Source organism: Achromobacter insolitus (assembly GCF_002209555.1).
In the GTDB taxonomy this organism is placed as follows: domain Bacteria; phylum Pseudomonadota; class Gammaproteobacteria; order Burkholderiales; family Burkholderiaceae_B; genus Achromobacter; species Achromobacter insolitus.
On sequence record NZ_NJIF01000003.1, the window covers coordinates 837915 to 851639 of the forward strand.

General features: G+C 64.2%; 11 protein-coding genes. 2 read left to right on the forward strand and 9 right to left on the reverse strand.

Annotated features, from left to right (window positions below; translation table 11 throughout):
• Nucleotides 1-58: 58 nt before the first annotated feature.
• Nucleotides 59-352, forward strand: coding sequence for a flagellar biosynthesis anti-sigma factor FlgM (gene flgM, locus CEY08_RS14075; RefSeq protein WP_042793276.1), 294 nt, complete (start codon nucleotides 59-61; stop codon nucleotides 350-352).
• Nucleotides 353-384: 32 nt separating this feature from the next.
• Nucleotides 385-864: a flagella synthesis protein FlgN gene (locus tag CEY08_RS14080; protein WP_042796978.1), complete on the forward strand. Its 480-nt coding sequence runs from the start codon at nucleotides 385-387 to the stop codon at nucleotides 862-864.
• Between the two features lie 87 nt (nucleotides 865-951).
• Here the strand turns inward: CEY08_RS14080 and flhF are convergent, their stop codons facing one another.
• From flhF to CEY08_RS14125, 9 genes are all read right to left on the reverse strand, one after another.
• Nucleotides 952-3669 carry a flagellar biosynthesis GTPase FlhF gene (flhF, locus tag CEY08_RS14085; RefSeq protein WP_076813033.1) on the reverse strand — a complete coding sequence of 906 codons (2718 nt, stop codon included), beginning with the start codon at nucleotides 3667-3669 and terminating at the stop codon, nucleotides 952-954.
• Entirely contained in the window at nucleotides 3666-5786 is a 2121-nt protein-coding gene (gene flhA / locus CEY08_RS14090; RefSeq protein WP_042793274.1) for a flagellar biosynthesis protein FlhA, read from the reverse strand. Before flhA ends, flhF begins: the two co-directional genes overlap by 4 nt.
• A gap of 3 nt (nucleotides 5787-5789) precedes the next feature.
• Entirely contained in the window at nucleotides 5790-6944 is a 1155-nt protein-coding gene (flhB, locus tag CEY08_RS14095) for a flagellar biosynthesis protein FlhB (protein ID WP_042793273.1), read from the reverse strand.
• 187 nt (nucleotides 6945-7131) lie between these two features.
• Nucleotides 7132-8679, reverse strand: a complete 1548-nt coding sequence (locus CEY08_RS14100) for a methyl-accepting chemotaxis protein (protein ID WP_232033733.1) — start codon at nucleotides 8677-8679, stop codon at nucleotides 7132-7134.
• 233 nt (nucleotides 8680-8912) lie between these two features.
• Complete coding sequence (gene cheZ / locus CEY08_RS14105) at nucleotides 8913-9545, reverse strand: protein phosphatase CheZ (protein ID WP_042793272.1); 633 nt, start codon at nucleotides 9543-9545, stop codon at nucleotides 8913-8915.
• Between the two features lie 8 nt (nucleotides 9546-9553).
• On the reverse strand, nucleotides 9554-9943 hold the full coding sequence (cheY, locus tag CEY08_RS14110) for a chemotaxis response regulator CheY (protein ID WP_042793271.1): 390 nt from the start codon (nucleotides 9941-9943) through the stop codon (nucleotides 9554-9556).
• A gap of 50 nt (nucleotides 9944-9993) precedes the next feature.
• A complete protein-coding gene (locus tag CEY08_RS14115; protein WP_042793270.1) occupies nucleotides 9994-11052 on the reverse strand; it encodes a protein-glutamate methylesterase/protein-glutamine glutaminase in 1059 nt (352 codons plus the stop codon).
• 20 nt (nucleotides 11053-11072) lie between these two features.
• Nucleotides 11073-11930: a CheR family methyltransferase gene (locus CEY08_RS14120; protein WP_063642541.1), complete on the reverse strand. Its 858-nt coding sequence runs from the start codon at nucleotides 11928-11930 to the stop codon at nucleotides 11073-11075.
• Nucleotides 11931-11938: 8 nt separating this feature from the next.
• Entirely contained in the window at nucleotides 11939-13642 is a 1704-nt protein-coding gene (locus tag CEY08_RS14125; protein ID WP_042796976.1) for a methyl-accepting chemotaxis protein, read from the reverse strand.
• Nucleotides 13643-13725 lie beyond the last annotated feature (83 nt).

Here is a 13725-nt window from a genome sequence, read left to right on the forward strand (position 1 = left end):
AGGCATAAGTAGGCGAATCCGTCGCACAACCGACCCAGGACGCCCTGCGGAGATAATCTTGAAGATCAATTCCACCACCAACCGCCCCCTATCGGCCGACGCCGTAGCGCCTCGCGCTGACGCCGCGGTTGCTCAGGCTTATGGCGCCGGCAGCGCCAGCGGCTCCAGCAGCTCGCAGGTGGCGCTGAGCTCGGCATCACGCAAGATGCTCGCGCTGCAGGACGGCTCCAATGACATCAACGTCGAACGTGTTGCCGCCATTCGTGCGGCAATCGCCTCGGGTCAGCTCAAGATCGACACCGGCCGCATCGCCGACAGCCTGATCGCCAGCGCCCGCGACCTGCTGAAGTAACCCCGCAACATTCCGATCCGAGCAGCATGACCATGAGCACTGTCGATTCCCTGCAATCCTGCATGCGTCAGGAAGACGCCCTGATCACCGAGTTCTCTTCCATCCTGGAAGAAGAGACCGAGGTGCTGGTGGGCTTGGGAAGCGTCGGCACGCTGCAGGAAATCACGGAACGCAAGGGGGACATTGCCCGCAAGCTGGTGGATCTGAGCCAGGTCCGCGACTCCTTGCTTGCCGAAATCGGTTTGCCCGCTGGCCATACCGGCACCGAACAAGCGGCCGTACTGCATCCGCAGCTGTCCGGCGTCTGGCAGGCTCTGCTGAGCAAATCGGCATCCGCCAATGAAATCAATATGCGCAACGGCGCACTGATCGACGTGCACCTGCGCTACACGCAGCAATCGCTGGACGCCCTGCGTAGTATGGGCGCAGCCGGAGGCGCCCTGTCCACTTACGACGCTCGCGGCCGCGGCGCACGCAGCGCCCCGGGCCGCAAGCCCATCGTGGCCGGCTGAAGGCCGGAACCCGGGGCTGGCGCCCTACGGGAACCCAAGCAACAAGCTCCCGCGATCGGCACCTCGCCCATCCGTCAAAGCTTGCGGTCAAGCTCCCGTCATTTCCAGCATCGCATACATCTTCAACAAGGCCACCGGCAACATGCGGCCGGACAGCTTGCGCTCGGTGCCCATGACGCCTGACAAGGGCCCTCTCAGGATCTGCGCCGCGGACGTGTGCGCCAGCTGCCAGCATGCGGCGCCCATCTGGCCCGCCATCAGCGATTGACGCGCCAGCGCATGGGCGCCGTCCACGGCCGGCAAGGCTTGCCAAGCGTTCGCCATGTAGCGGAAGCCGGCCTTGGCCTCTTCCTGCAAGACCAACCAGCGCGCCACGGTGGCGGCATCCGCCTGGGAAGCAGGCAGATTCGTCAGGCCGAACAGCTGTCCGGACACCTCGCCGCTGACCGTGTCGATCAGGCGCGCGCAGACCAGCCGCACAGGTTCATTCCCGCCCTTCCCTCGCAGCGTCACCTCGGTACCCGAGGCCCACAACGCCAGGGGCACACGCTTGCCACCCTGCACGCCATGCAATCCCGGCATGTCGCCGGGTTGACCAACGGGAAGGTAGCCCACGCTCTTGCCGACCGCATTCAGATTGGTCGGGCAATCGTCCTGGACCACCCGCAGGCTTCCGGCACTACGCGCCATCCACGCAACACCTTGCTCGCTCAAGGGTTGCCACAAGGCCGGCGTGGCCGCATCCAGCATATGTACGACTGGCACTCGCGCCAGTTTTTCAGTCAGCCAAGCCACACGCGCCTGCAGCGCAAGCGCGGGATCCGGCTGGGCCGGCGCCGTCGGCGCGAATGCGGACAGCATACCGTGCGGCAGTACCAGTTGCTGCGCAGGCGCGGCCAACGCCGTACCGCGATCGCTCATCAGCAGCGTGCCCAGCAACGCTCCGCCGGGCAGGCCGTCTCCGTTCATGGCCGCCTTGCCATGCATGGCAAGCAGATGGCGTCCGCAAACGGAAGAGAACTCGCGGCGCGCCATTGCGAGAGGCTCGTCGCCCAGCCCAACCAGACTGGAACCCGAACTATCGCCAACGTAGCCGCGCCAGGACGCCCGCGCCTGCACGCATGCGGGATCGCTTTCCAGCCAGGCAATGGCATCGTCCAGGTTCTGCGCGGCTTCGACCGAGCTTGCGCCGCCCTGCGGGCGCAGGATGGCGGAAGCCAACAACTGCCGTTTGCGGGCGGGATCGACGTTCTCGGATTCGCGCGAGGCGGGCATCAGCGACGCCAAGTCGGCTTCGCTGGGGGTATAGAGGGCGCGGGCGCGCTCTACCATCGAGAAAGCGCGGTCGATCAGCACGTCGGCGCGAGCCAGCTCCATGTGTTCGGGCACTTTCTGCCCTACTGACATATAGTGAATCGGCAAGCGATGGCGGATTGCGGTGTCCAGCGCCGCGCCCAAACGGGTGGCCTCGTCGAGCTTGGTGATGATGCAGCCAGCCACGTCCTCACCCACGCCGTTGCGGTAGGCGTGCGCGACTTCATCCAGCGTATCGCCCTGGCTCGCGGCATTCAGCACCAGCAGCCGGCGGACCGGCTTGCCTGCGTTGCACAGCATCGCCGCTTGTTCCGCCACCTGGCGGTCGCGCTGGCTGATGCCGGTGGTGTCGATCAGCACGATCTTGCGGCTGCCCAGTTCGGAAAGGATACGTCGAAGTTCGCCGGCATCGCGCACCGAATGAGCAGGCACGCCCATCAGGCGACCATAGATCTGCAACTGCTCCAACGCCCCGATCCGGAAGTTGTCGGTAGTCAGCATCGCGACCTGGTCGCGGCCCTCGCGCGCCACGCAGCGCGCGGCCAGCTTGGCCAGCGTGGTCGTCTTGCCCACACCGGTCGGACCAACCAGCGCGTACACCCCGCCCGCCAGAAATTCATCTTCGGACCGCAGCACAGGCAGGTGAGTTACCAACTCATTGCGCGCCCAGCTGATCGCTGCTTCCGGCGTCATTCCTTCCGGCAGGCGTTCAACCAGCGTGCGTACCAGCTTCGTGCTGAATCCCGCATCCATCAGGCTACGGAACAGCGCCGCGCCTGCAGGCTCCCGTCCAGGTCCCTGGCGGCCACCCCAAAGCAGGCCGTCCATGCGGCTTTCCAATGCACCGCGCAGCGCACTGATGGCGTCCTGCAAGCCGGCTGCGGCATCAGAGGGCAAGGCGGCGGACGGCGCCATCGGCGGCTGTCGCAGCGGAGCATCCGGCGTGCGGGCCATGGAAGGCACGGGTGACGGCTGAGAGCCCGCAGGCACCGCCGCCGACGTGGCCGCCTGCATCACTGGCGCTTCGCGCAGCGGCGGCAAGGAAGGCAACTCGACGCGCACAGGTGCGGCGGGCGACGGCACAGCGGCTGCCGGCGGCGCTTGAGGCGCCTCGCCTTCCTCTTGCATGGACGAGGCGTAGGCGGTCTGGTAAGCCGCGATCGACCGCGACGGCGCCGGATAGGCGCCCTGCGGCAAGGCAGGCGCCGGCATCGGCGGGCGCGCCGCGGAATCCAATCCATCGAAGCGCATGCCGGCCGGCGAGCCGGCAGGCATCTGCGGGCGAGTATCAGCCGGCCGGGAATATCCAGCTTCCTGGCGCGGCGCCGCCTCCTGAGCGGCGTCGTCAAAAGCCCCCTCGACGGTGGCCAACACCTCCACACCGCCATCGACGCTGCGGTTTGACACGATCAACGCGTCCGGCCCCAGTACCTGCCGGACCTGGCGCATCACATCACGGCTGTTCGCGCCAAAAAAACGGCTTATTTTCATGCCCCGTTACCTCCGCCGATCAGCGCGGTCACACGCACCATGCGCTCATCGGGAATTTCCGTATTCGACAACACGCCCAACTGCGGCAAATGATGCCGCAGGAAGCGCGACAAAGGCGCGCGCAAGACCGGCGAAACCAGCAGCACCGGTGCGTTGCCTTGCGATTCCTGGCGTTCGACAGCCGCTTGAGTTTCGCGCAGCAAGGTATCCGCGAGCCCTGGCTCCAGGCCGCCGCTGGTCGTCATCGCCTGGGACAACACGCGCTCCAGCTTCACATCCAGGCCGATCACCCGCAGCTCGCCCTCGCCCGGGAACCATTGCTGCGTGATCGCGCGGCCCAGCGAACGGCGCGTCAGGGCGATCAGTTCGTTGATATCGGGCTGACTGCCCGAACCGGCGGCAAGCGCGGCCAGGCGCGGGCCGTGTTCGGACAAGGTATCGATGATGGTGCGCATGTCGCGGATCGGCACTTCTTCCGACAGCAGGCCTTGCAACACCTTCTGCAACGCCGTAAGCGACAGCGTCTTCGGTACCAGATCCTCAACGAGCTTGGGCGCATCGCGGCCAATACGGTCCAGCAGTTGCTGAACTTCCTGGCGGCCAAGCAGGTTGGAGCCATGGCGGTGCATCAGGTGATTCAAATGCGTTGCGACCACGGTGCCGGCATCCACCACCGTATAGCCCGCCACTTGCGCCTGGTCGCGCAGGCTGCCGTCGATCCAGAGCGCGGGCAAGCCAAAGGCGGGATCCGTGGTGGGCGTGCCCTTGATCTGCATGGTCACGCCGCCCGGGTCAATGGCCAGCCACTGACCCGGCATCGCCACGCCATGGCCGACTTCCACGCCGGACAAGAGGATACGGTAGTCGTTCGGCTTGAGTTCGAGGTTGTCCCGGATATGCACGACCGGAGGAAGAAAGCCCACGTCCTGCGCGAATTTCTTGCGCAGGCTGCGGATGCGATGCAGCAGCTCGCCGTTTTGCGCATGGTCCACCAGCGGGATCAGGCGGTAACCCACCTCGAGGCCCAGCTGGTCGACCATGGACACGTCGTCCCAACTGGCCTCGGCCGCGGCAGCCTGTGCCTGGGTAATGGCTTGCGGCGGCACTTCCGCTGCGGCCGCCGCCGCGGCCGACTGCCGTTTGTGCAACATCCAGCCTCCCCAGCCCAGCGCACCGGCCAGTGTGAGGAAGGCGACGTGCGGCATATTGGGAATCAGACCCATGATGCCGACGATGCCAGCAGTCAGGAACAGCACGCTGGGATTCGAGAACAACTGGCTGAGGATCTGCTGGCCAATGTCCTGGTCCGTCGACACGCGCGACACCACCACGCCGGCGGCGGTGGAGATCACCAGCGCGGGAATCTGCGCCACCAGGCCGTCACCGATCGTAAGCAGCGTATAGACGCGCGCCGAGTCGCTCATCGACATATCGTGCTGGGCCACGCCGACGATCAGGCCGCCGATGATGTTGATCGCCATGATGAGCAGGCCCGCGATGGCGTCTCCGCGCACGAACTTGCTGGCGCCGTCCATCGAGCCGAAGAAATCGGATTCCTGCGAGACTTCCGCGCGGCGCTTGCGTGCCTCATCCTCGCCAATCAGGCCGGCGTTCAGGTCCGCGTCGATTGCCATCTGCTTGCCTGGCATTGCATCCAGGGTAAAGCGCGCGCCCACCTCCGCAATACGGCCTGCGCCCTTGGTGATGACGATGAAGTTGATGATCGTCAGGATCACGAAGACGATGATCCCCACAGCGAAATTGCCGCCGACCAGAAAGTGGCCGAAGGCTTCAATGACCTTGCCCGCCGCATCCGGCCCAGTGTGGCCGTGAAGCAGCACGACGCGGGTAGAAGCGACGTTCAGTGACAGGCGCAGCAGCGTGGCAAACAGCAGCACGGCCGGAAACGCGGCGAAATCCAGTGGCTTGCGCGTGAACATGGCGACCAGCAGGATCATCACGGACAACGCAATGTTGAAAGTGAACAGCAGGTCGAGCAGGAACGTGGGCAGGGGCAACACCATCATGCCCAGCACCATCACGATCAGGATGGGTCCTGCCAGAAGCCGCGCATGCGTGGCCCCGCTACTCTTCAACATGGTGAGCAAAGCGCTCATTCCTTAAGCTCCTTGTGCTGCGGTTTTGGCTTGCGGGTCCAGTTCGGCCGGCACGGCCAAGCGGGTCGGGGCCGTCGGTTCGGCGCCCCAACCGGCTCGCCAGGAGCGCAGCTGGAAGACCCACGCCAGCACTTCTGCCACCGCGGTATAGAGTTCGGCCGGGATTTCCTGCCCCAGCTCCACGTGTTGATGCAATGCGCGCGCCAGGGGCGGCGCTTCCAATGTCGGGATGCGGTTCTCGGCCGCCAGTTCGCGGATTTTGGCGGCGATCAGGCCAGTGCCCTTGGCCAGCACGCGCGGCGCTCCGCTCTTTTCCTCGTCGTACTTCAGAGCGACGGCATAGTGCGTGGGGTTGGTCACCACGACGTCCGCCTTGGGCACTTCGGCCATCATCCGGCGCCGCGCCGCCTGCCGCTGCTGCTGCCGGATGCGCGCCTTCACGTGCGGGTCGCCTTCGCTTTCCTTGTGCTCCTGGCGCACGTCTTCCTTGGACATGCGCAACTTCTTCAGATGGCTCCAGATCTGCCATGGCACGTCGAGCATGACGATGATCATCAGGGAAGCCACGATAAAGGCGCAGCACAGCGCCACCAGCGTCATCGCCTTGATCAGGGCCGCCGAAGGCGCCACGTGCATCAGGCTCAGCATATCGTCGTGATAACGCCAGATGACCCAGACTGCCACACCCCCGACCAGCATCGCCTTGGCCAGCGCCTTGATCAGTTCCACCACCGTCTGTGACGAGAACATCCGTTTCAGGCCGGACACCGGACTGAGCTTGGAAAAATTGAACTGCAGCGGCTTGCCCGAAATGACGATGCCGCCCAGCAGCACGCTGGAGAGCACCGCAATGACGGCCAGCAAGCCGAAGATCGGCATAAGGACCAGCAAGGCCTCGCCGAACCCCTCGACCGCCCGCTCGACCATCACCCCGGGATCGGCGACGATACGCTGGTCGAAACCCAGACCGTTGCGCAATACGCCGCTAAGGGTCCGGTAAAGCGATCCGCCGCCGACCCAGATCGCGCCCACGCCCGCAGCCAGCATCATGAACGTTCCCAACTCCCGGGAACGCGCAATCTGCCCCTCCTCGCGCGCCTTTTCCAGGCGCCTGGGAGAGGCGGCTTCGGTTTTTTCGAGGTCGCTTTCTTCGGCCATGCTCTGCGGTGTTGTCGCGGCTCGCTGATTTCTGGATTGACGAGCTGCCCGCCGAGATTCTAGGGGTACCCCAGCCTTGGCGATAAGCCAAGAAACGGGGGGAAAGCGGCGCTATTCCCGGATGCACGGCAGGCCGGGTGCGACGGCCCGGCCAGGAATGCCTCGAGGCTCAAGAAGGCCCGTGGTTTCACCCCACTGCGGCGACTTGACGGCCCCCGGCGTCCCGTTCTTCCAGCGCGGCCTGAAAGCGTCCATAGTCCAGGCCTATCCGCACCGCACCCCAGTGTTCCGGCCCCAGATACACCGGAACGGAAATGTCGTTGACGATCTCGCCCGTATCCCGCGAGTAGGTCTGGAACAGCATAGTGCCAGTGTTCTCGGCCAGGCGCCGGCCCACCGGGTCATCGAAAATGCGCTTGTGCCGCGTCCGCGCGATATCCTGCTTAGGGTCGCCCGTGGGCGCGTGGGAAAAGCGGCTGTTATGAGCCGGCGCATAGCCCCGGTTGTCGACCAGGATGGTATAGATCCCTCCCGGCACGCTCTCCAGCACACTGTCGAGCAGACGGGTCAGAGGCTCGTCGATCCCCCGGTCGTACCCCGTGTGGTAGCGCGCAGGCTCACTACCGGGAATGCGCTGGTAATGGCGGTCGAACACATCCGCTCCGCGCGCCCTGGCATCTTCCAACAGGTGGACGGCAGCATCACGGAAGGCCTCGACGGCATCGCACAAGCCGTCAAAGGCTGTCTTGCCGGTACGCACGTCGGCCAAAACCTCCTGTACGCTCTCCGTTTGGCGACGGATGCGGTCGATTTCCGCGGACATGCTGGCCACGCGCTCCAGCACGTTGGCGCTCAGGGCCGCGATCCGGCTTACTTCCTCGCTCATGCCATGATTGGTGGCGTCCACCTCGCCCACGGCTTGGACTACCTCGCCCACCTGGCGGTTCATACTGTCGAAATCGCGCACAAAGCGCTCGAAACTGGAGCAGGTGCGCTCCAGCACGCCGCCGGACGCGTTGACATCCTCGCGCAGGGTTTCCGTTTGGTTCTGAGTCGTATCCACCAATTCCAGCATCTCGGTGGTATGGCGGCCGATATCGGTGGTGGCCGAATTCACTCGCTCGGCCAGACGCCCGACCTCGCTCGCCACGACGGAAAAACCACGGCCCGCATCGCCAGCCCTGGCCGCCTCGACCCCGGCGTTCAAGGCCAGCAGCTGGGTCTGCAAAGCAATGTCTTTGATCAGCTTGCTGATGGCGCCCACCGATCGCGCGCGGGTCGTCAAATGGCTGACCACTTCGGTGAACGCCGCCATCTCCCGCGTCATGCGTTCCACTCTTTCTTTGACATCAGCCAATTCGGCCTGCGCCTGTCGCGCCGCGAGCAGATTCTGACCCGAAACCTCGGCAATTTCGCGCGCGTGGGTGGAAGTCGCCCCCGACAAGGCCGCGATCTGCGCCCCGCTGGCCGCCAACGCCTGAGCGGCGCGAGCCTGCTCCTGCGCCAGCATCGAACAATGTCCTGCCTGGAATTGCGTGCGTGCGGCATTCAGCGCGATTTCTATGCTGGATTGCCGCACGGTCATGATGCGGCCGCGGATGCGCGCCATGAACCTGTACAGCGGCCAAATGGCCGGACTGATGGAAAAAGTACGCTCCGACAGCGTCGCGTCGCCGCGATTGAGCCGTCGCAGCAACCGCCACATGCCACCCAGGCGGAATACGGATCTGGCCACGATCAACCTCCTTGTGCCGGCCCGGATCGCCTTCTCTGGGCATCCGTTGCCTGACGCGCTGCGCGCGCCATGTTTCGCTGCAAGGCCCCTGCTTGTTATTCTGGCGGGAAGTCTATCGGTCGGACGTGGTTCGCGCCCTTAGGGAATACGTTCATGCGCAGGCTGAGCGGTCGAACCCTGCGGCCGCAGGAACGCGCACCGCCGGAGGGCATATCCGGCGGTGCGGTAGAGGCCTAGAAGCCCAGGCTGGCCAGAAGGTCGTCAACCTGATCCTGGCTGGTGACGACGTCGGTCTTGCCTTGGGGACTGATCTGCGGTCCATTGAGCAGGCTGTTGGCTTCGTCGCGGCGCTCTTGCGGCACGTTATCCAGCAGCACCTGCAGCAGTTCGCGTTCGATCGCGCCCACCACGTCCATCATGCGCATGATGACCTGACCGGTAAGGTCCTGGAAATCCTGCGCCATGATGATTTCCATCAGCTGGGACTGCGTCTGCTGCGCCTGCTTCGGTACGTCCTGCAAGTACGCGCGGGTGTCCTTCACCAGTTCGCGAGCCTCGGGCAGCTCCAGGGGCTGGTCATACCATTGCTGCCAGCGCGCATCGAGCGCTTGCGCCGACCGTGACAAGCCATCCTGGATGGGCCCGGCCTGCTCGGTGGCGTTCAGCACGCGATTGGCGGCCTGTTCCGTCATCTGCGCGACATAGCGCAGACGGTCTCGGGCGTCCGGTATGGCGTTTGCGGCATCCTTGATGGCCTGATCCAGGCCCAGCTCGCGCATACTATCGCGCAACATGCGCGTCAGCGATGCGATGCGGTGAATCAGATCGGGGGAATCGCCCGGGCTCTCATGTTCCGTCGTGCTCATGGCGCACCTCAACCGGCGATTTTCTCGAAGATCTTATTGAGCTTCTCTTCCAGCGTTGCCGCCGTGAAGGGCTTGACCACGTAACCGTTGGCGCCAGCCTGGGCCGCAGCAACGATGTTCTCTTTCTTGGCTTCAGCCGTCACCATCAGCACCGGCAGCGAGGCCAGCGCCGCGTCGGCGCGGATCTGCTTAAGCATTTCCAGGCCATCCAGGTTAGGCATGTTCCAGTCCGACACAACGAACTGGAAGCCGCCGTTGCGCAGCTTCTCCAGGCCGATGGCGCCGTCCTCGGCTTCATCGACGTTCTCGAAACCCAGCTCCTTGAGCAGGTTGCGGATGATCCGCCGCATCGTGGGGAAGTCATCCACCACCAGAATTTTTATGCCCTTGTCTACCATCTTCTACTCCAGAAAGAATTTGCCTTGGACCGATCGGGGAACCTTCCGCGTCAAACGCGGTGCCCACGGTCGCCCAGGCGAGTCAGAATGCGTTCGCTTATCGCCGACAACGAAACCACTTCATCCGCCGCGCCTATGGCGATAGCTTCGCGGGGCATGCCGAAGACGACGCAGCTGGCCTCGTCCTGCGCAATCGTGTGGGCACCTGCCCGGTGCATGGCCAGCATTCCGGCGGCGCCGTCCTTGCCCATGCCGGTCAAAATGACCCCGATGGCATTCTTGCCCGCGGCCACGGCGGCCGAATGGAACAACACATCCACCGATGGACGATGGCGATTGACGGGTTCGCTGGCTTCGAGTTCGATCACGTAGTTAGCACCGCTGCGCCCAAGACGCATATGGGTATCGCCGCCCGGCGCCAGGTACACATGACCCGGCAGTACGCGGTCGCCATGCACGGCTTCGCGGACAGTCACGGCACACAGCGCATCCAGGCGCTGCGCGAAAGAGCGCGTGAAGCCAGCGGGCATGTGCTGGGTGATGAGTATCGCCGGACTATCCGGCGGCAGCGGCTGCAGGACTTCCCGGATCGCTTCGGTGCCGCCCGTGGACGCGCCAACGATGACCAGCTTTTCCGAGCTGGCCAGCGGCCGACGCAACATAGGCGCGGGAGCGGCGGGCGCTGCGTGCGCGGCCGGCGCCCGCAACTTGGCGCGCGATGCCGCGCGTATCTTGTCGGCGATGATCTCTGTGTATTCCAGCAAGCCGTCCCGAATGCCGAGCTTGGGCTTGGTGACAAAGTCGATGGCGCCCAGCTCCAGCGCGCGCAGCGTGATTTCCCCGCCGCGTTCGGTCAGGGACGACACCATGACCACCGGCATCGGCCTCAGGCGCATGAGCTTTTCAAGGAAATCCAGGCCGTCCATGCGCGGCATTTCCACGTCCAGCGTCAGGACATCCGGGTTATGACGCTTGATGAGCTCGCGTGCCACCAGGGGATCGGGCGCGGTCGCAACCACTTCCATGTCAGGCTGGCTATTGATGATCTCGGTCATCAGGCCGCGCACCAATGCCGAATCGTCCACGCACAAAACACTAATTTTCTTCATTTGTTGCTGCCTCGTCCTGCTCAGGACTTGCCCGCGCATTCATAGACGGTCTGCCCGCGCAGACGAAAATCGCGGCTGATGTAGGTAAAGTTTTCGGAATGTCCGGCGAACAGCAGGCCGCCCGGCTTGAGCAGCGGCACGAAACGCTCCAGGATCCTTGCTTGCGTGGGCTTATCGAAATAGATCATGACGTTGCGGCAAAAAATCACGTCGAACTGTTCGTTGATCGGCCACGCCGGCGCCAACAGATTCAGGGTTTCATAGCGAACCATGTCGGCGATCTCGGGCCGCACCCGGACCTGCCCCGTGTTGGCGCCCCGCCCCTTCAGGAAAAAGCGTCGCAGGCGCTCGCCGTCCATTTTTTCCACGCGTTCGGCGGGGTAGACGCCGGCGCGCGCGCGGCTGAGCACGTTGGTATCGATATCGGTGGCCAGCACCGAACACGCGCTTGCCCGCGGGCCCAACGCTTCCACCAGCGTCATCGCAATGGAATACGGTTCTTCGCCGGTGGAGGCTGCGCAACACCACACCGATACCGGGCCGCCGCGCCGCTTCGCGAAGTCCGCAAGAATGGGAAAGTGATGTGATTCGCGGAAGAATGCGGTCAGGTTGGTTGTCAACGCGTTGACGAAATCTTCCCATTCGGCTGCATTCGGCTCGTTCTCGAGCTGATCCAGATAGCTGCCGAAATCCTGCATGCCCAGCGCGCGCAAGCGCCGCGCCAGCCGGCTGTAGACCATCTCGCGCTTGTGCGTGCCCAACGAAATGCCGGCGTGAGCATGGATCATCTTGCGCACGCGCGAGAAGTCCGCGTCCCGAAAATCGAATTGGCGGTCCACCGAAATGGAGGGTGCCTGGTTTGCCGCTGATGTAGCCACTACCGCCCTCAGTGCCCAAGCGCAAGCGCATCAGGCGCTTGCAGACGTGCATCGGTGTCGGACGAACGGGCCGATGACAGACGATGGGCGGGAATCTCGATGACTTCGCCCGCGTTGATCTTGAACACGGCCACTGCTTCGGCCAGCCGCTGGGCCTGCTCCTGCAAGGAACCCGCCGCCGCCGCCGCCTCTTCCACGAGCGCCGCGTTCTGCTGTGTTACCTCGTCCATCTGCGAGACGGCACGGTTGACCTGATCGATACCGCTGGACTGCTCTTCGGACGCAGCCGAAATCTCGCCCATGATGTCCGTCACGCGCTTCACCGATGCCACGATTTCCTGCATGGTGGCCCCGGCGCGCTCGACCTGCTCCGAGCCCGCGCCAACCTTGGTCACCGAATCCTCGATCAGGCCCTTGATTTCCTTGGCCGCCTGGGCACTGCGCTGCGCCAGCGAGCGGACTTCGCCCGCCACGACGGCAAAGCCCTTGCCCTGCTCGCCCGCGCGCGCCGCTTCCACCGCGGCATTGAGCGCCAGGATGTTGGTCTGGAATGCAATACCGTCGATGACCGACACGATCTCGGAAATCTTGCGTGAGCTGCCAGAAATCTCCTGCATCGTGCTCACCACTTCCGACACCGCCGAACCACCGCGCTCGGCCACGTCCGACGCGCTGGCCGCCAGCTGATTGGCCTGGCGGGCGTTGTCGGCATTCTGCTTCACCGTGGAGGCCAGCTGTTCCATCGAAGCCGCGGTTTCTTCAAGAGAAGCCGCCTGCTGCTCGGTGCGGCTGGACAGGTCCGTATTGCCAGCGGCGATTTCGTGCGAACCGACGTTGATTTCATCCACACCGCGGCGTACGGATGCCACGGTACGGGTCAAACTTTCCTGCATGCGCTTGAGCGCGGCGAACAATTGGCCGATCTCGTTGGTATTGCGCACGTCCACACGGGCGGTCAAGTCTCCGCCAGCGATACGATCAAAGTGATGCCCCGCTTCCTTGAGCGGCAACAGCACGCGACGACGCAGGAAGACGTAGGTGGCAAACACCAGCAACGCCGCGATCACGCCGCCTGCGCCTACGGCCATCAGAACGAACTGATAGCGCACCTGCGCAACTTCATGGGCATCCAGCGTCTTGCTGGCACGCCAGAAATCGAAGCCCTCGATCGCTCGCGCATAACGTCCCTCCAGCGCATCCTGGACCGTCTGGACCTGTTTCTGGTATGCGGGCATATCTGCCTTTTCCAGGGCAGCCACCAGCGGCGTCAGTCCTTGCCGGACCAGCGCCTCGTAGGATTCGTCGATTTCCTTCAGGGTCTCGGCCGCTTCGGCCGGCCGCGCCAGGCTCTTGTAGTACTCGTATTCGGCCTGCCCCTTGTTCATGGAGGCCTTGGCGCGCTCCAGCAAACCGGCCGCATCGGACGAAAGCCCCTGGGTGAGCAACGTGGGCTGTCCGACGGACTTCACGATGTCCGCATAGTTGGCCGCCGCCGCGCGGCCCAGGCCGGTCATGGAGTCCTTGTAGCTGGAAACGACGCGGCCCACCGCGTCATCCAGTTCCTGCGATTGCTTAATCTCCGCCAACGTGCCATTGCTGATGCGCAGAGACAGCACACCCAGTGCGGCTCCGATCACCAACATGAATGAGAAAAACGCCAGCACCCACAACAGGCTGCTGCGTATCGTCATGTTCGCGAGAAACTTGCGCATCACAAGAACCACTCCCAGATTGAAGTCATTAAAGGAAAGCGCCACATTGGGCTCAATATGGCGCTTCTACCTCCCGAGCTGGC